A 16,909-nucleotide genomic window follows, 5' to 3' on the forward strand; every position below is an offset into this window, starting at 1 on the left:
GTGGGTTTCAAGGCCACCTCGAAAGACAGGCTGAAGGTAAATAAGGGTGACGCGCGAGCCACGATGGCGCGCAGTTTACACGCCACGATAATGAATGACCTCTCAGTCACCACTGACGAACGGTCATCACTCCCGTGAGCAAGGTCCCCCGCCGACGATTGCCGGTGTTTTTGGAGGTGCCCTTGTGTGCCGATGAGCATCAAACCGCCAGGTTCGCCTAGGCGACTTTCTTTTCACCGGAGAGTAACGAGGAATCCATGAAGGTTCTTGTAGCTGTCAAACGCGTTGTCGATTACAACGTGAAAGTTCGCGTCAAGGCGGACAATTCCGGCGTCGACCTCGCTAACGTCAAGATGTCGATGAACCCTTTCTGCGAAATCGCCGTGGAAGAAGCCGTACGCCTGAAAGAGAAAGGCGTTGCGACTGAAATCGTCGTCGTTTCCATCGGTCCGACCACTGCTCAAGAGCAGCTGCGTACCGCCCTGGCGCTGGGTGCCGATCGCGCCATCCTCGTCGAATCCGCTGAAGAGCTGACTTCCCTGGCCGTTGCCAAGTTGTTGAAAGCCGTTGTCGACAAGGAACAGCCATCGCTGGTGATCCTCGGCAAACAAGCCATCGACAGCGACAACAACCAGACTGGCCAGATGCTGGCTGCACTGACCGGTTACGGCCAGGGCACCTTCGCCTCGAAAGTCGAAGTGAGCGGCGACAAGGTTGCCGTGACCCGCGAAATCGACGGCGGCGCGCAGACAGTTTCCCTGAAACTGCCAGCCATCGTCACCACCGACCTGCGTTTGAACGAGCCGCGCTACGCGTCCCTGCCAAACATCATGAAAGCCAAGAAGAAGCCTCTCGAAGTGCTGACTCCGGACGCTTTGGGCGTTTCCACCGCCTCCACCAACAAGACCGTAAAAGTCGAAGCGCCGGCTGCACGCAGCGCGGGCATCAAGGTCAAGTCGGTGGCTGAACTGGTCGAGAAACTGAAAAACGAAGCGAAGGTAATCTAACCATGACTATCTTGGTAATCGCAGAACACGACAACAAGGTCGTGGCTCCGGCCATCCTGAACACTGTTGCCGCCGCCGCCAAAATCGGTGGTGATATCCACGTCCTGGTCGCTGGCCAAAACGTTGGTGCCGTGGCTGAGGCCGCTGCCAAAATCGCTGGCGTGAGCAAAGTACTGGTTGCCGATAACGCAGCCTACGCTCACCAGTTGCCGGAAAACGTTGCGCCGCTGGTAGCAGAGCTGGGCGCTGGCTACAGCCACATCCTGGCTGCCGCCACCTCCAATGGCAAAAACATCCTGCCGCGCGTTGCTGCGCAACTGGACGTTGACCAGATCTCCGAGATCGTTTCGGTAGAAAGCGCCGACACCTTCAAGCGTCCGATCTATGCCGGTAACGCCATCGCTACCGTGCAGTCCACTGCGTCGGTAAAAGTCATCACCGTGCGTGCCACCGGTTTCGACCCGGTTGCTGCTGAGGGTGGTTCGGCTGCGGTTGAAGCTGTGGCTGCTGCTCACGACGCTGGCACTTCCAGCTTTGTTGGCGAAGAGCTGGCCAAGTCCGATCGTCCGGAACTGACCGCTGCCAAGATCGTCGTTTCCGGCGGCCGCGGCATGCAGAACGGTGACAACTTCAAGCACCTGTACGCCCTGGCTGACAAGCTGGGCGCTGCGGTCGGCGCTTCCCGCGCTGCCGTCGACGCCGGTTTTGTACCCAACGACATGCAGGTCGGCCAGACCGGCAAGATCGTTGCGCCACAGCTGTACATCGCCGTCGGTATCTCCGGCGCGATCCAGCACTTGGCCGGTATGAAAGACTCCAAGGTGATCGTTGCGATCAACAAGGACGAAGAAGCACCGATCTTCCAGGTGGCTGATTACGGCCTGGTGGCGGACTTGTTCGAAGCCGTACCCGAGTTGGAGAAGCTGGTCTAATCCAGCCGCTTCACTTATAAAGAGCCCGGTCTTTTGACCGGGCTTTTTTTTGCCCGGTAATTTTTCAACTGGAGAACCCTGCCATGGAATTGCGTCCCTGGACTGTACTGCTGGCCCTGTCACTGCTGCCGACGGTGTCGCTGGCGGCGGGCAAATGTGATCGCCTGGTGATCACCGGCAGCCCGGACGCCCCGCCTTATCTGTGGCGTGATCCCCAGGACCCCACGCACTTGATCGGCGCCACCGCCGACATGCTGCAGCAAGTGGCCAAGGACCTCGGGGTGAAAATCGACCTGCTGTACGGCGGCAAACGTTCCCTGGCGCTGGAAGAAGTGCGCAGCGGGCGCATGGACATCCTCGCCGACGCGCCATTGACCCTCGACGCCCTGGACTCCCTCGACTACATCCACCCGGCATTGGTGCAAACCGATTATCTGGTCTGGACCCGCAAGGATTCCTCCCTGGCCTACAGCCAGGCCAGCGACCTGCAGGGCCACAAGGGCGCGGTGTCGGAAAGGGCGCGCCTGAGCCGCGACTTTGAAACCTTCGCCGGTGAGCAACTGACCCTGCAGCGCCTGCCCAGCCTGACCCCGGCGTTCCAGAAACTGCTATTGGGAGAAGTGGACTACGTGCTCGCCGGACGTTATTCCGGCATGGCCATGGCCCAGACGTTGGGCATGAGCAACGACCTGGTGGCGCGCGAAATCCCCATTGACCAGCCGGGCCTGTACCTGGCCATTTCCCACAACTCCGCCTGCAACGATCCGTGGTTGCGCGGACAGCTCGCCAAAAAGATGACAGAATTGCCCGCGTCCGGTCTGGCGGAAACCGCGCTGCAGAGCAATCTTGAGCGCTGGAAAGCGCAGTTGCAGCAACCCGTCGGCACCCCAACAAAGTAGGGATTTTCAGTGACTATTCGACCTCTTTTCGCGGCCCTCGCCGTTGTAGCTCTGGCGGGATGTGCAGCCGATCCTGCGCCGAATGAACAAATGCGCCTGACCCAGCAAGCCCTGGAACAAGCCAGCGCCGTGGGCGCCGTTGCCAGCGATTCGCCCGAGCTGAAGCTGGCGGAAGACAAGTTCACCCAGGCCCGTGCCGACATGGCCGATGAATCCTACAAGGACGCCCGCATGCAGGCTGAAGAAGCCGAGCTGGACGCCCGCCTGGCGGAAGCGCGGGTGCTGACCCGCAAAAGCCAGGAGCAACTGAACGTGCTCAACACCCGTATCACCCGCCTGCGCAAGCAGTTGCAGTTGGGAGACGCCCAATGAGCCCGTTGATGCGTGGGTTGAGCTGTGTGGTGTTGCTGGGCAGTGCGCTGGGTGGTTGTGCGACCCATCCCGACAGTAACCTCGCCTTGCAACAGGCCAGCACTGACTTCCAGAAGGTCAAGGAAGATTCGAATGTGCTGCGTATCGCCCCCAAGGACGTGATTCGCGCCGGTGAGTCCCTGGCCCGTGCCGACCGTTTCTCCAGCTTCTGGGGCAGCGGCGCCGATGTGGCGCATTACGCCTACCTGAGCCAGCGCTACAGCGCGATTGCCCGGGAACACACCGAGCAGGCACTCAATCAGGAGCGTGGGGTCAAGCTGGAGCTGGAACGCCAGCGCCTGCAACTGGCCCTGCGTGAAGCCAAGCTCTCCAGCGTTCAGCAACAGGGCAAATGGATTGAGGCGCAGATATCCAGCCTGACCACCGTCCAGCCTGATCGCGGGCTGGTGATGACCCTGGGTGACGTGCTGTTCGATACGGGTGATGCAGAGCTGCAAAACTCGGCCAACCGCACCGTGCTCAAAGTGGTGCAGTTCCTGCAACTGAACCCCAAGCGCGTGGTGCGCATCGAGGGTTACACCGACAATACCGGCGGCGAACAGGAAAATATCAAACTGTCCCGGGACCGCGCTCAAGCGGTTGCGGATGTACTGAGCGACCTGGGGATCGACGAAAAACGCATTCAGGTCGAAGGCTACGGCGATCAGTATCCGGTCGAAGCCAACGCGTCTGAGCGGGGCAGGGCGCAGAACCGTCGGGTAGAAATTGTGTTCTCCGACGAAAAAGGCCAGCTGGGCGCTGCTCGCTGAACCTGATTCTCAAGGTGAAAGGTGATTCCTGTGGGAGCTGTCGAGCCCCAGCGAGGCTGCGATAGGATCGCCTCGGTGCACCTGCGAGACCGCAGCGCCTGCATCGCAGCCTCGCTGAAGCTCGACAGCTCCCACATAAGCCCGATCAATGATCGGGTTTTTTATGCCCGCGATTCAGTTCGCAACCCTTACAGTTTTTTCTATCACTGCCGCCCGCGCTCGACTATTGTGGCAACTGTCCCCGTACACTTCTAAACTGTGCCGGTATGTTTCACACAAAAATAAAATACCCGTGAAATCGAGTGCTGCGTCATGACCAATCTGTTGCTCTACCAACGTATCGCCCAGCAGCTGGCTGAGGATATCCGCCGCGGTGTCTATCAACCGGGCGAGCGTGTGCCTTCGGTACGCAAAATGAGCTCCCAGCTCAACGTCAGCCACGCCACCGTGTTGCAAGCCTACGCGAACCTGGAAGACCAGGGTTTGATTCGCGCGCGGCCGCAGTCCGGGTATTACGTGCACCAGACGCCGGCGCTCACTGCGCCCACGCCGGACATCGCCCGGGTCGAGCGTCCAGGGTTGGTCACCCGCAGCAGCATCATTCAACAGGTGTTGGTGGAATCCCGTCGCGAAGGCGTGTTCCCGCTCGGCGCCGCCGTGCCGAGTGTCGACTACCTGCCTGTGCGCGCGCTGCATCAGCAACTGGCCAAGGTCACGCGTTTCCAGAGCCCGCGGGCGTTCAGTTACATGTTCAGCCCGGGTTTCGAGCCGCTGCGGCGCCAGGTGGCGATCCGTATGCGCGATGCCGGGGTGGTGGTCGACCCCTCCGAAGTGGTGATCACCCATGGGTGTGTCGATGCATTGCAGATGTCGCTGCGGGTGCTGACCCGCCCCGGCGACCTGATCGCCGCCGAATCGCCGACCTATTACGGCTTGCTGCAACTGGCCGATCTGCTGGGCCTGAAGGTCATCGAAATCCCCAGCGACCCGGCCACCGGCATGAGCCTGGAAGCCCTGCAACTGGCAGCCAACCAATGGTCGATCAAGGCCCTGGTGCTGACCACGCGCCTGAGCAATCCCCTGGGCGGCACCATGCCCGAAGAGCGGCAGAAACAGTTGCTGCGCCTGGCCTCAGATTTCGATATCCAGGTGGTCGAGGACGATATCTATGGCGAACTGATGTTCGAACTGGGCCGCACCAAGGCCCTGAAAGCCTACGACCGTCTGGACCGGGTCATCTATTGCTCGAGTTTCTCGAAGACCCTGTCACCGGGCATTCGCATTGGCTGGATGATTGCCGGCAAGTACCAGCAGGAAATCCAGCGCCTGCAAATGTTCAGCACCCATTCGGCCTGCAGCGTGACCCAGATGGGCACGGCGGCGTACCTGGAGAATGGCGGTTACGACCGCCACCTGCGCTATATCCGCCAGGAGTACCGCAAGAACCTCAGCGCGTTCCAGCTGGCCGTGCAGCAGTATTTTCCCGAAGGCACCCAGATGACCCGCCCGACCGGCGGTTTTATCCTGTGGGTCAGTTTGCCTGGACGGGTCAATACCCAGGAACTGCACGTGCGCGCCTTGCAGCAGGGCATCAGCATTGCACCGGGGCTGATCTTCAGTAATACGGAACAGTTCAACCACTGTATTCGCCTGAACTGCGGCACCCCGTGGAACCGCGAGGCGGAGCGCGCCTTGATGACCCTCGGGATGCTGGCAAGCCAGTTATGCCAGGAGACTGCGGCGGGTTTTTGAGGCATGGAAAGGGGACACGACGGGTAGCTGGCTAATTACCATGCTTGTCATACCGTCCTCAACAAGCGAGCATATGGCCTTCTGCCGTTAATGCTGCTGGCGATATGACTTATACCTTTCCTGCTGCCCTGCTGATCTGCGTGTTAAGCCTGTGTAACGCTGGCGCTGTCCTGGCGGCTCCCGCCGGTGAAGCGGCACCTGCTGCCAGCTCCCAGCAAACGGTGCCGGCGAAAAAAGCCGCTGCGGCCAAGAAGGCACCGGTCGCGAAGAAAGCCCCCGCAAAGAAAGCAACGCCGGTTAAAAAACGTGCGCCTATCGCCAGCAAGTCAAAGTCGGCCCACGAAGTCGCCAAGACGCCGCTGCCGCCCGCAGAGCTGGATTTGAGCCTGCCGTCGAACATGGTTCGCCACCTGCAACCCCTCGGCACCATGCCGCAGCCGAAGAACGTGCCGCTGCTGCCGCCGATGTTTGCCGAAAAGCCCACTGACAACAGTGCCTTCCAGATCAACGGGCGCCTGCTCAGCAATGAAATGCAGCTGCAACTGCGCAACGAAGAACGCCGCGAAGTAGAAGGCGCAGCGCTGGATTTCCAGTTCAAGCAATAAACCCGACGAGTAAACGTGACGCGCACCCCTGACCTTCTGTCGCAGACTGGTCAGTCACTTTTGTTTTCGGTGAAAAACCCCTGTTAAGCCAATTTAAAACGTCTGTTTAAGGGCGTAGTCTTACGTGGCCATCAACACTTGAGTTGTCGAGGATCTGTTCGTCATGAAATGCCGTGAAGGCTGTGGCGCTTGCTGCATTGCCCCATCCATCAGTTCTCCGTTGCCGGGAATGCCTGCCGGCAAACCGGCGGGCGAACGCTGCCTGCATCTTTCGGTCGAACAACTGTGCCAGTTGTTTGGCCAGCCTGAGCGGCCCGCAGTGTGTAGTTCGTTCCAGGCGGATATCGAGGTCTGCGGCAGTAGCCAGGCAGAAGCGATCAGGTTGATCGGCTGGTGGGAACAGATGACGGCGGCTTAGTGGGCTGTTCAAAGTACTGAACTTCAACAATAAGGAATAAGACCATGGGTTCACTGAAACGAATTGCTGTGTTGTGCGGTTTTACCGCGTTGTTCGCTGCCGCAGCGCATGCTGAAGACTGGCAGACGGCCAAGGATGAAGACGGCATCAAAGTGTCCTTGAGTGAAATTGCCGGTTCCAAGTACAAGGCTTATCGCGGTGTGACGACCATCAAGGCGCCGCTGGCCAAGATCCAGGCGCTGCAGGAAGACGTGGCGGGGGCCTGCTCCTGGATCCACGAATGCAAGTCGCAGAAACTGCTCAAGCAGGAAGGCGACAAGAGCTGGACCTACACCCAGTTCAAGGCACCGTTCCCGGTGACCGATCGTGACTCGATCCTGGAAATCACCACCACCAAGGCTGCCGACGGCACCGTCACCCGCAAGCTGTTGGAAGTGCCGACCTACCAGCCAGAAGTCAAAGGCTATGTGCGCGTAGCCCAGGTCGATGGTTACTGGAAGCTGGTGCCTAAAGGCGACAACCTGACCGAAGTGACCTACCAGGTGCACACCGAGCCAGGTGGCAGCGTGCCGTCTTGGTTGGCCAACAAGTTTGTGGTGGACGCACCGTTCAACACCTTGAAAGCCCTGAAAGAACACGCTGAAAAATAACTGCAGTTGATCAGGTGCCTCCTGCCTTGAGTGGAACGATTTCCAGGCCCTCAAGGTCCAGATAGATGTAAGCCCACCCATGGGTTTTATCGAGGAGGCTCTGATGCCAAAGTGGAACGTTTCCTTCACCAATGATCATGGTGAGTCGGTAGTCGAGCAATTCGAGTGCGAGCAGAAACCCACGCTTGAAGAAGCCGCGCGCCTGGTTCGCGCCCGCGTATCACCGGTGCTGGAGGAACTGGATCTCAACGATCTGGAGGGGCGTATCGCCGAACCCACGGTCAAGATTCTGAAAGATCAAAACAGCATCAAAGACCTCAACGTCGAACCCGCCGCCTGAACATTCCCTGTACGCCTTTAAACAGACTCTGGTGGAGGTGATAGCTTCGCGCTACTCTGCAATGGAGATCAGCGAATGAATCGCTAAGGTCTGGTCTTGTCAGCTACATGCTTGTCTCCCAGCGGCGACGTCACTGCCGTAACACCCGCGCCCTTGCAGCGCGGGCCTTGGGAAGCACGGAAAGTCTATCCATCGGTTTGAGGAGGACGTTTCATGAGCACAGCCTATCAAGAAGACATCAGCACCAATGTGTTGCGCCGCATGAAAGAGGGCGGCTTTGACTTCTCGCGTTTCCACCCCATCGAGTTCTACGCCATTTTCCCGGATGAGGAACGTGCGCGGCGGGCTGCGGGTCGGTTTCGTGGGGAATCCCTGAATGCCCAGGTCAGCGCGCGGGATGACGGCGCCTGGTACCTGGAATTGAGCAAAATCATGTTCGCCACCTACGACGGCATAGGAGACTTCGAGCAGGACTTTGAGGCGGTGGTCGAGCCTTTGGGCGGGATCATCGAGGGATGGGGCGTGAAACAGGAGGTGCGTGGGTTACCCATGTAGCGGCATGAGCAATAACACAGCGTATCGGCTGACCTTTGGGTCGGCCGTTTTTGTTTCTGGCGCGGGAAAAATCCTGCGCAAAAAAAAGCCACCCGAGCAGGGTGGCCAAAGGGAAGATCGCAAAGGAGGAGAGCGATTCGGTACAAGCGGTAATGCGCAATGGATGAAGCTGTAGGACGCGTCCTGTTCAGCTGATGGAGGTGATTATCCGCGGGGTTTGCCGGGCAGTGAAATCAACTCTGACTATGCTGGTGATAGTCATGGCCTGCATTGCAATGAGGCGCCGCCCATGACAGCGGGCATTTGCTGCACCGGGACGGTGCGATGAGACCTGCGTCTATATCCAACTGATTGATACTTAAGTGTTTATGCCGCTGGCACGGGCCTTGCGATGGTTCTGGCGTCCGGGTGACAAGGAGTACGGCATGATCCGCACTTATTATGATGAGATGTACGACGGGGCAGGGCAGGTGCGCCCCCATTACCGCGAATTCGCCCGCTGGTTGGCCGACACGCCGGCCGAACTGCTGGCCCAGCGCCGGCGCGAAGCCGATTTGCTGTTTCACCGGGCCGGTATCACCTTCACCTTGTATGGCGATGAGCAAGGTACCGAGCGCCTGATCCCCTTCGACACGATCCCCCGCAGCATCCCGGCCAGTGAATGGCGGATCGTCGAGCGCGGCTGCATCCAGCGGGTCAAGGCGCTGAACATGTTTCTCGCCGACCTCTACCACGAACAACGCATTATCAAGGCTGGGATCATCCCCGCCGAGCAAGTCCTGGCCAACGAGCAGTACCAGTTGGCGATGCAGGGCCTGGACCTGCATCGGGATATCTATTCCCACATCTCAGGTGTCGACCTCGTACGCGATGGCGACGGCACTTACTACGTCCTCGAAGACAATCTGCGTACCCCCAGCGGCGTGAGCTACATGCTCGAAGACCGCAAGATGATGATGCGCCTGTTCCCCGAACTGTTCGCGGCCCAGCGCATTGCGCCCATCGACCACTATCCCAACCTGTTGCTCGACACCCTGAAAAGCTCCAGCCCGCTGGACAATCCCAGTGTGGTGGTGTTGACGCCTGGGCGTTTCAACAGTGCGTTCTTCGAGCATGCATTCCTGGCCCGGGAAATGGGCGTGGAACTGGTGGAAGGTGCCGATCTGTTTGTACGCGATGACCGCGTGTTCATGCGCACCACCGACGGCCCCAAGGCGGTGGATGTGATCTACCGTCGCCTCGACGACGCGTTCCTCGACCCGCTGGCCTTCAACCCGGACTCCATGCTCGGCGTACCGGGCCTGCTGGCGGCGTATCGCTCGGGCAACGTGGTGTTGGCCAATGCCATCGGCACCGGGGTGGCGGATGACAAGTCGGTGTACCCCTTCGTCACCGAGATGATCCGTTTTTACCTGGATGAAGAACCGATCCTGAAGAATGTTCCGACGTTCCAGTGCCGTAATCCCAGTGAACTGTCCCACGTACTGGCCAACCTTCCGCAACTGGTGGTGAAGGAAACCCAGGGCTCCGGTGGCTATGGCATGTTGGTCGGCCCGGCCGCCTCGGCGGCGGAAATCGAAGCCTTCCGTGCACGCATCAAGGCCAAGCCCCACGCCTATATCGCGCAGCCAACGCTGTGCCTGTCGACATGCCCGACCTTCGTCGAAAACGGCATCGCGCCACGGCACATCGACCTGCGCCCGTTTGTGCTGCAAGGCAAGGAAACCCGTGTGGTCCCCGGCGGCCTGACTCGTGTGGCGCTGCGGGAAGGCTCGTTGGTGGTCAACTCGTCCCAGGGCGGCGGCACCAAAGACACCTGGGTGGTCGAGGATTGAAATATGTTGAGTAGAACTGCCTCGGATTTGTATTGGATGTCACGCTACCTGGAGCGCGCGGAAAACCTCGCGCGGATGCTCGATGTCAGTTATTCGCTGTCGCTGATGCCCCAGGACGGGCGCGGCGATGGTCTGCATGAACTGGCGATGCCGCTGCTGATCACCGGCACCCTCGACGATTACCGCGAGCGCCACGGTGAGTTGCACGCCGAACGCCTGCTGCACTTCTTCGCCCTGGATGCGGCGAACCCGGCCAGCATCTACAGCTGCCTCGGCGCTGCACGCGCCAGTGCCCATGCCGTGCGTGGGCGAATCACCGCCGACATGTGGGAAAACATCAACGCCACCTGGCTGGAGATTCGCGACATCGCCCAGCAAGGCCTGAGTCGCTACGGCATGAGCCGGTTCTGCGAGTGGGTCAAGGAGCGGTCCCACCTGTTCCGTGGCGCCACCTACGGCACCATCATGCGTAACGACGCCTTTCGTTTTATTCGCCTGGGCACCTTTATCGAGCGCGCCGACAACACCCTGCGCTTGCTCGACGCCCGCTATGAAATGGCCGGCGACCAGGCCGAAGCGGTCACCGATGGTACCGCCCATGCCTACTATCAATGGAGTGCGTTGTTGCGGGCGTTGTCGTCGTTCGAGGCCTACACCGAAATCTACCGTGATGCCCCCGGCGCCCGACAAGTCGCCGAGCTGTTGCTGCTGCGCGCCGACGTGCCGCGGTCGCTGCGGGCCTGCAGTGAAGAGATCGACCAGATCCTTGGCAGCCTGCCCGGCATCAACGGTCGCCCGGCCCAACGCCTGGCAGCGGAAATGGACGCACGCCTGCGCTATACCGCCATCGACGAAATTCTCGAGGAAGGCCTGCACGCTTGGCTGACCGATTTCATCCCGCTCGTGCGCGAGCTGGGCGATGCTATTTACAGTTCCTACCTGGAGGCGGCATGAGACTTTCCATCAGCCACGAAACCACCTACCACTACGAAGACCAGGTGCGTGCCAGCATCCAGTACCTGCGGCTCACGCCCCACGACAGCGAGCGCCAGCATGTCCTCAGTTGGCAGTTGGACTTGCCCCGGCCGGTACGGGCGCAACTGGACCCGTTCGGCAACATCCTGCACGTATTGACCCTGGACGAGCCCCATGAAGCCATCATCATTGGCGCCCGTGGCCAGGTGGATATCGACGAATTGCGTGAAGCCGAGCATGAAAGCCAGTCGGCCTTCCCGTTCCTTCGCTGCACTCGGTTGACCGAGCCGGACGAGGCCCTGCGCAGCTTTGCCGAAAAGCATTGCCATCAACGCCGCGACCGCAGCGCATTGATCGACCTGATGCACGCGCTGAACCAGTACATGACCTATTCGCCCGGCTCTACCGAAGTCGACACCTGTGCGGCCAAGGCGTTTGCCGGGCGTGCCGGGGTGTGCCAGGACCACACCCACGCCTTCCTCGCCTGTGCCCGCAGCCTGGGGATTCCGGCGCGTTATGTGTCGGGGTATTTGTACAGCGAAGACTGCGAGCACCTCGCCAGCCATGCCTGGGCTGAAGCGTGGCTGGATGACGCCTGGTACAGTTTTGACGTGACCAATCAACTGGCGCGGCCGGAGCGGCATTTGAAGCTGGCGGTGGGCCTGGATTACCTGGACGCCTGCCCGGTACGAGGCATGCGTCGTGGGGGAGGGCATGAGCAAATGCATGCCAAGGTATTTGTAGCGCCGACACCGGTGATTTCGGTGCAGCAGCAGTAGGAATCCGGGAGAGAGAGGGAGCTTTGTGTAACAGGAAATCTCTCTGTGCCAGGAAAGCTTTTTGTGGAGAGGGAGCAAGCTCCCTCGCCACAGGTTTACCCGAGCCTTAAGGCTGCTTTCTGCCCGCCATATGCTTCAAATACCCCACCAGCAGATCCAGGTCCGCATCCGGCAGCACGCTGGTGGCAAACGCTGGCATCTTCGCCTGTGGCCAGTGCCGCATGCTTTGCGGATCGCGGATGTAGCGCTTGAGGAAATCCCCGGCAAAATATTCAGTGGGGTTGTAAGGAATATTCAGGTCCGGCCCCACCTGCGCATCGCCGGCCCCGTTCAGGCGATGACATGCCAGGCAGTTCTTCTGGAACAGTGCGAACCCCTGATTCACCGGGTCATTCGCCGCCAGTTTCGGATCCGGCAACAACGCCGGGAAGCGCTCCGCCACCGTCTTCAACTGCTTGATCCCGGAAATCTGAAACGGCCACTGCTCAGGGCTGATATGCCCGGCTTGTGGATCGGTCCACACCAGATAAAACGGCCCGGCACTGGGCTTGCCGTCTGCCAGTGGTGGCCACGGATGCGCCGGATCTTCCACCGCCAGCCAGGCCCGCGCGCCGCTTTTTGATAGCAGCGGTGCCGCCGTCAGTTCCGCGGCAAAGCCGTCGAGGGCCACTGCCTGCAGATGGTTTTCCGGCGTGATGCCCGGCAACAGCGCTGCCAACGGCACTGCGCGATAGGTCATATTGCGCTTGTAGGAAACGTCATCAACGATCTGCACCGTCTGCACATCCGGACGCTTGAGCAGTTCGGTGGTTTCCCAGGTTTTGCTGGCGTGATCCAGCTCGACGGTCAATTTCGCGGCGTGCGCCGGCAAGGCCAGCAGCAGGATCAGGAGGACGATGATCTGTTTCAAGGAAGGGCCACATATCGGAAAAGGCGGTGGAACTCACGATACCGCAAAATCACAAAATCTCGGCGCGCAAAACGGCAGCCCCTGACGGGATCGCTATACGCAATATCCCGAAAGGCGCTGCCAAAGGCTGCGATCCTGGCGCTGTGTCTGCGCAGAATGTGGGGTGTGAGAGGTCACCCAATGACCTTGGTGAGGTTGGGCAAGATCAGAATCAGGGTGGTGGCGAACAGAATAAGTCCCGCCTGACGTACTTTCGAATGCTTGAACATGGCTGACTGCCTTTTGTTGTTATTCCTGAGCGTCAAATGCGTGCCGGTCGATTCAACTATGACGGTGCTACATGACTCTTTTCTTACAGTTCCTACAGGTGCTCCAGCAAAACCCGGCAGCAACCTTTAACTTCTCTTACAGATTCAACCTTAGAGCCCTCGTTCTATATGGCTTAGATCCATTTCGTCTCATCACCTGAAGAAAACTTATTAAAAAGGCATGAGGCCAATTGCCAGCCAGACGCCAGCCCTACGGCTAGACAGCTAAAACGATTAATCAGCCGATTCCCGTAGCCTCCTACCGTTCGTCTGAGCGTGAGCGTCAAGGTCAATGAGCGGTTCGGTCATTGAATCCGGCGCCCTGGCGCCTAAGGTAAGGGCACGATTCGTTGCATAGTGATTCGAGGACGTCATGACCCAAGCTTTGATCTTTGATGCGATACGCACACCCCGGGGCAAAGGCAAGGCGGATGGCGCCCTGCACAGCGTCAAGCCGGTGAACCTGGTGGCCGGTTTGCTGACGGCACTGCAACAGCGCACCGACCTCGACACCCGGCAAGTGGATGACATCGTCCTGGGCTGTGTCACACCGATTGGCGACCAGGGCGCCGACATCGCCAAGACCGCCGCGTTGGTGGCGGACTGGGATATCAGCGTCGCCGGTGTGCAGATCAACCGGTTTTGCGCCTCGGGCCTGGAAGCCGTGAACCTCGGCGCGATGAAAGTACGCTCCGGCTTTGAAGACCTCGTGGTGGTGGGCGGCGTCGAGTCCATGTCCCGAGTGCCCATGGGCAGTGACGGCGGCGCCTGGGTGCTCGACCCGCAAACCAATATGCACAGCCACTTCACCCCGCAAGGCATCGGTGCCGACCTGATCGCCACCCTGGAAGGCTTCACCCGCCAGGACGTCGACGCCTTTGCCCTGCACTCACAGCAGAAAGCGGCGCGGGCCAGATCAGACGGTTCCTTCAACAAGTCGCTGATCGCCGTGCAGGACCAAAATGGCATTGTGCTGCTGGATCATGACGAATTCATCCGTGCCGACTCCACCCTCGAAGGCCTGGGCAAACTCAAGCCCAGCTTCGAAATGATGGGCCAGATGGGCTTCGACGCCACGGCGTTGCGGGTCTACAGCCACGTCGAACGCATCAATCACGTGCACACACCGGGCAACAGTTCCGGGATTGTCGATGGCGCGGCGCTGATGCTGATCGGTTCTGAAGCAAAAGGTCGCGAACTCGGCCTGCAACCCCGGGCGCGTATCGTCGCCACGGCGGTCACCAGCACTGACCCCACCATCATGCTCACCGGCCCCGCACCGGCCACCCGCAAGGCCCTGGCCAAGGCTGGCCTTCGGGTTGAAGACATCGACCTGTTCGAGGTTAACGAGGCGTTCGCGTCGGTGGTGCTCAAGTTCATCAAGGACATGGGCATCGACGCCGCCCGGGTCAACGTCAACGGCGGCTCCATCGCCATGGGGCATCCGCTGGGCGCCACCGGCTGCGCGATTCTCGGCACCTTGCTCGACGAACTGGAGGTGCGCCAGCAGCGGTATGGCCTGGCCACCCTGTGTGTCGGCGGCGGCATGGGTATCGCCACTATCATCGAACGCCTCTGAGCCTAAGGAATCAGTCATGACCGATGCCATTCGTTACGAAAAGGGCCAGGACCAGATTGTGGTGCTGACCATCGACATGCCCGGCCAGAGCGCCAACACCATGAACGGGGTGTACCGCGAGGCCATGGCGGCCACCGTCGCCCGCCTGGACGCCGAGAAGGATTCGATTGCGGGCGTGATCATCACCTCGGCCAAGAAGACCTTCTTTGCCGGCGGCGACCTTAATGAACTGATCAAGGTCGACAAGCCCCACGCCAAGGATTTCTACGACAGCGTGCTGGTGCTGAAGGCGCAACTGCGCACCCTGGAAACCCTCGGCAAACCGGTAGTGGCCGCGATCAACGGCGCCGCGCTGGGCGGTGGCTGGGAGATCTGCCTGGCGTGCCAGCACCGTGTGGCGCTGGACCACAAGTTGGTACAGATCGGCCTGCCGGAAGTCACCCTCGGGCTTTTGCCGGGTGGCGGCGGTGTGGTGCGCATGGTGCGGATGCTGGGCCTGGAAAAAGCCTTGCCCTACTTGCTGGAAGGCAAAAAGATTACGCCGCAGCAGGCGCTGCAAGCCGGGTTGATTGATGAGCTGGCGGCAGACCGTGACGAGCTGCTGGCCAAGTCCCGGGCGTGGATTCTGGCCAACCCCGAGGCGACACAGCGTTGGGACATCAAGGGTTATCAGATCCCTGGCGGCACGCCGTCCAACCCAAAAGTCGCGCAAATGCTCGCCATTGCGCCATCGATCCTGCGCGCCAAAACCAACGGCTGCTTCCCGGCCCCGGAGAAAATCCTCTGCGCCGCCGTGGAAGGTGCCCAGGTGGATTTCGACACCGCGCACTTGATCGAGACCCGCTACTTCACCGAGCTGGTCACCGGGCAAGTGGCGAAAAACATGATTGGCACCTTCTGGTTCCAGCTCAATGAAATCAATGCCGGCAGTTCGCGGCCCAAGGGCTTTGCGCCGTATGTGACACGCAAGGTCGGCGTGCTCGGCGCCGGGATGATGGGCGCGGGCATTGCCTACGTCAGCGCCTCGGCGGGCATTGAGGTGGTGCTCAAGGACGTCAGCCAGGCGGCGGCAGAGAAGGGCAAGGCCCACTCGGCCACGTTGCTGGACAAGAAGGTCGGGCGTGGGCAATTGACCGCCGAACAGCGGGAAACCATCCTCGCGCGGATTGTTCCTACCGAATCCGATGCTGATCTTGCCGGCTGCGACCTGATCATCGAAGCCGTCTTCGAGGATCGGGAACTCAAGGCCAAGGTCTCGGCGGCCGCGCAAAACGTGGTGGGTGCCGAAGCGGTGATCGCCTCCAACACCTCCACTTTGCCCATCAGCGGGTTAGCCACCGCCGTTCCAGACCAGGGCAAGTTTATCGGCCTGCACTTCTTCAGCCCGGTGGAAAAAATGCCCCTGGTGGAAATCATCAAGGGCGCCCGCACCAGCGACGAAACCCTGGCGCGGGGGTTCGACTTCGTACTGCAAATCAAGAAAACCCCGATCGTGGTCAACGACAGCCGCGGCTTCTTCACTTCAAGGGTGTTCGGCACCTTCACCAATGAAGGTATCGCCATGCTCGGCGAAGGCGTGGCCGCACCGATGATCGAGACCGAGGCGCGCAAGGCCGGGATGCCGGTGGGGCCGCTGGCGGTCTCTGACGAAGTTTCCCTCAGCCTGATGAGCCATATCCGTCAACAGACGGCCAAGGACCTACAGGCCGAGGGCAAGCCGTTACCGCAGCACCCGGCGTTTGCCGTGATCGACCTGTTGCTCATTGAATACAAGCGCCCGGGCAAGGCGGCGGGTGGCGGTTTCTACGAGTACCCGGCGGGCGGGCAGAAACACCTGTGGCCGGAGCTGAAAAGCCGCTTCGAAAAGCCCGGCCAACAGATCTCGCCGCAAGACGTGCGCGACCGTTTGCTGTTCATCCAGGCCATCGAAACCGTGCGCTGTGTGGAGGAGGGCGTGTTGATGTCGACGGCGGATGCCAACGTCGGCTCGATCTTCGGTATCGGTTTTGCCGCCTGGAGCGGCGGGGCGCTGCAATTCATCAACCAGTACGGCCTGAACGATTTCGTCGCCCGCGCCCGATACCTGGCCGAGCAATATGGCGAGCGCTTCACGCCGCCGGCGCTGCTGTTGGAGAAAGCTGCACAGGGTGAAGCGTATCGGTGATCGAAATGTGGGAGCGGGCT

The 16,909-nt window shown here is 60.3% G+C and carries 17 protein-coding genes; 16 read left to right on the forward strand and 1 reads right to left on the reverse strand.

The window, feature by feature from the left end; translation table 11 throughout:
• Nucleotides 1–257: 257 nt before the first annotated feature.
• The 14 genes from HX811_RS05255 to HX811_RS05320 all read left to right on the forward strand — a co-directional run bounded on the left by HX811_RS05255 (nt 258) and on the right by HX811_RS05320 (nt 11,928).
• Entirely contained in the window at nt 258–1,007 is a 750-nt protein-coding gene (locus HX811_RS05255; protein ID WP_004371224.1) for an electron transfer flavoprotein subunit beta/FixA family protein, read from the forward strand.
• Between the two features lie 2 nt (nt 1,008–1,009).
• A complete protein-coding gene (locus tag HX811_RS05260; RefSeq protein ID WP_177045109.1) occupies nt 1,010–1,939 on the forward strand; it encodes an electron transfer flavoprotein subunit alpha/FixB family protein in 930 nt (309 codons plus the stop codon).
• Nucleotides 1,940–2,022: 83 nt separating this feature from the next.
• Nucleotides 2,023–2,838, forward strand: coding sequence for an ABC transporter substrate-binding protein (locus HX811_RS05265; RefSeq protein WP_102369693.1), 816 nt, complete (start codon nt 2,023–2,025; stop codon nt 2,836–2,838).
• Nucleotides 2,839–2,847: 9 nt separating this feature from the next.
• Nucleotides 2,848–3,210, forward strand: coding sequence for a DUF4398 domain-containing protein (locus tag HX811_RS05270; RefSeq protein WP_008434912.1), 363 nt, complete (start codon nt 2,848–2,850; stop codon nt 3,208–3,210).
• Entirely contained in the window at nt 3,207–4,019 is an 813-nt protein-coding gene (locus HX811_RS05275; RefSeq protein ID WP_004371220.1) for an OmpA family protein, read from the forward strand. The genes HX811_RS05270 and HX811_RS05275 overlap by 4 nt, the downstream gene beginning before the upstream one ends.
• 312 nt (nt 4,020–4,331) lie before the next feature.
• The gene (locus HX811_RS05280) at nt 4,332–5,771 is read left to right on the forward strand and encodes a PLP-dependent aminotransferase family protein (protein ID WP_008434911.1); all 1,440 of its coding nucleotides are present in this window, start codon (nt 4,332–4,334) and stop codon (nt 5,769–5,771) included.
• 104 nt (nt 5,772–5,875) lie between these two features.
• A complete protein-coding gene (locus tag HX811_RS05285; RefSeq protein WP_004371218.1) occupies nt 5,876–6,376 on the forward strand; it encodes a hypothetical protein in 501 nt (166 codons plus the stop codon).
• A 163-nt stretch (nt 6,377–6,539) separates the two neighbouring features.
• Nucleotides 6,540–6,794 carry a YkgJ family cysteine cluster protein gene (locus tag HX811_RS05290; RefSeq protein ID WP_004371217.1) on the forward strand — a complete coding sequence of 85 codons (255 nt, stop codon included), beginning with the start codon at nt 6,540–6,542 and terminating at the stop codon, nt 6,792–6,794.
• A 44-nt stretch (nt 6,795–6,838) separates the two neighbouring features.
• Nucleotides 6,839–7,444 (forward strand): START domain-containing protein, encoded by a 606-nt coding sequence (locus HX811_RS05295; RefSeq protein WP_004371215.1) that lies wholly within the window; start codon nt 6,839–6,841, stop codon nt 7,442–7,444.
• 79 nt (nt 7,445–7,523) lie between these two features.
• On the forward strand, nt 7,524–7,784 hold the full coding sequence (locus tag HX811_RS05300) for a hypothetical protein (RefSeq protein WP_008434908.1): 261 nt from the start codon (nt 7,524–7,526) through the stop codon (nt 7,782–7,784).
• A gap of 213 nt (nt 7,785–7,997) precedes the next feature.
• Entirely contained in the window at nt 7,998–8,339 is a 342-nt protein-coding gene (locus tag HX811_RS05305; RefSeq protein WP_003193463.1) for a ribonuclease E inhibitor RraB, read from the forward strand.
• 425 nt (nt 8,340–8,764) lie between these two features.
• Nucleotides 8,765–10,174: a circularly permuted type 2 ATP-grasp protein gene (locus HX811_RS05310; RefSeq protein ID WP_004371206.1), complete on the forward strand. Its 1,410-nt coding sequence runs from the start codon at nt 8,765–8,767 to the stop codon at nt 10,172–10,174.
• Nucleotides 10,175–10,177: 3 nt separating this feature from the next.
• Entirely contained in the window at nt 10,178–11,128 is a 951-nt protein-coding gene (locus tag HX811_RS05315) for an alpha-E domain-containing protein (RefSeq protein ID WP_004371204.1), read from the forward strand.
• Nucleotides 11,125–11,928, forward strand: coding sequence for a transglutaminase family protein (locus HX811_RS05320; RefSeq protein ID WP_004371203.1), 804 nt, complete (start codon nt 11,125–11,127; stop codon nt 11,926–11,928). Before HX811_RS05315 ends, HX811_RS05320 begins: the two co-directional genes overlap by 4 nt.
• A gap of 106 nt (nt 11,929–12,034) precedes the next feature.
• On the opposite strand, the gene HX811_RS05325 is transcribed toward HX811_RS05320, so the two are convergent.
• A complete protein-coding gene (locus HX811_RS05325; RefSeq protein ID WP_177041404.1) occupies nt 12,035–12,838 on the reverse strand; it encodes a cytochrome c in 804 nt (267 codons plus the stop codon).
• Between the two features lie 681 nt (nt 12,839–13,519).
• Here HX811_RS05325 and HX811_RS05330 point away from each other — a divergent pair.
• Nucleotides 13,520–14,725: an acetyl-CoA C-acetyltransferase gene (locus HX811_RS05330; RefSeq protein ID WP_102369690.1), complete on the forward strand. Its 1,206-nt coding sequence runs from the start codon at nt 13,520–13,522 to the stop codon at nt 14,723–14,725.
• A 16-nt stretch (nt 14,726–14,741) separates the two neighbouring features.
• Entirely contained in the window at nt 14,742–16,889 is a 2,148-nt protein-coding gene (locus tag HX811_RS05335) for a 3-hydroxyacyl-CoA dehydrogenase NAD-binding domain-containing protein (protein ID WP_177045111.1), read from the forward strand.
• Nucleotides 16,890–16,909: the final 20 nt, after the last annotated feature.

Origin of the sequence: Pseudomonas sp. F8002 (assembly GCF_013385495.1) — a bacterium.
GTDB lineage: Bacteria > Pseudomonadota > Gammaproteobacteria > Pseudomonadales > Pseudomonadaceae > Aquipseudomonas.

Excerpts from the sequence above, each read along its gene's own strand:
- HX811_RS05290 (WP_004371217.1), top strand. The coding sequence starts at position 6,540 with ATGAAATGCCGTGAAGGCTGTGGCGCTTGCTGCATTGCCCCATCCATC.
- HX811_RS05315 (WP_004371204.1), top strand. The coding sequence starts at position 10,178 with ATGTTGAGTAGAACTGCCTCGGATTTGTATTGGATGTCACGCTACCTG.
- HX811_RS05320 (WP_004371203.1), top strand. The coding sequence starts at position 11,125 with ATGAGACTTTCCATCAGCCACGAAACCACCTACCACTACGAAGACCAG.
- HX811_RS05255 (WP_004371224.1), top strand. The coding sequence starts at position 258 with ATGAAGGTTCTTGTAGCTGTCAAACGCGTTGTCGATTACAACGTGAAA.
- HX811_RS05265 (WP_102369693.1), top strand. The coding sequence starts at position 2,023 with ATGGAATTGCGTCCCTGGACTGTACTGCTGGCCCTGTCACTGCTGCCG.
- HX811_RS05330 (WP_102369690.1), top strand. The coding sequence starts at position 13,520 with ATGACCCAAGCTTTGATCTTTGATGCGATACGCACACCCCGGGGCAAA.
- HX811_RS05310 (WP_004371206.1), top strand. The coding sequence starts at position 8,765 with ATGATCCGCACTTATTATGATGAGATGTACGACGGGGCAGGGCAGGTG.
- HX811_RS05305 (WP_003193463.1), top strand. The coding sequence starts at position 7,998 with ATGAGCACAGCCTATCAAGAAGACATCAGCACCAATGTGTTGCGCCGC.
- HX811_RS05295 (WP_004371215.1), top strand. The coding sequence starts at position 6,839 with ATGGGTTCACTGAAACGAATTGCTGTGTTGTGCGGTTTTACCGCGTTG.
- HX811_RS05285 (WP_004371218.1), top strand. The coding sequence starts at position 5,876 with ATGACTTATACCTTTCCTGCTGCCCTGCTGATCTGCGTGTTAAGCCTG.
- HX811_RS05335 (WP_177045111.1), top strand. The coding sequence starts at position 14,742 with ATGACCGATGCCATTCGTTACGAAAAGGGCCAGGACCAGATTGTGGTG.
- HX811_RS05300 (WP_008434908.1), top strand. The coding sequence starts at position 7,524 with ATGGGTTTTATCGAGGAGGCTCTGATGCCAAAGTGGAACGTTTCCTTC.
- HX811_RS05260 (WP_177045109.1), top strand. The coding sequence starts at position 1,010 with ATGACTATCTTGGTAATCGCAGAACACGACAACAAGGTCGTGGCTCCG.
- HX811_RS05280 (WP_008434911.1), top strand. The coding sequence starts at position 4,332 with ATGACCAATCTGTTGCTCTACCAACGTATCGCCCAGCAGCTGGCTGAG.
- HX811_RS05275 (WP_004371220.1), top strand. The coding sequence starts at position 3,207 with ATGAGCCCGTTGATGCGTGGGTTGAGCTGTGTGGTGTTGCTGGGCAGT.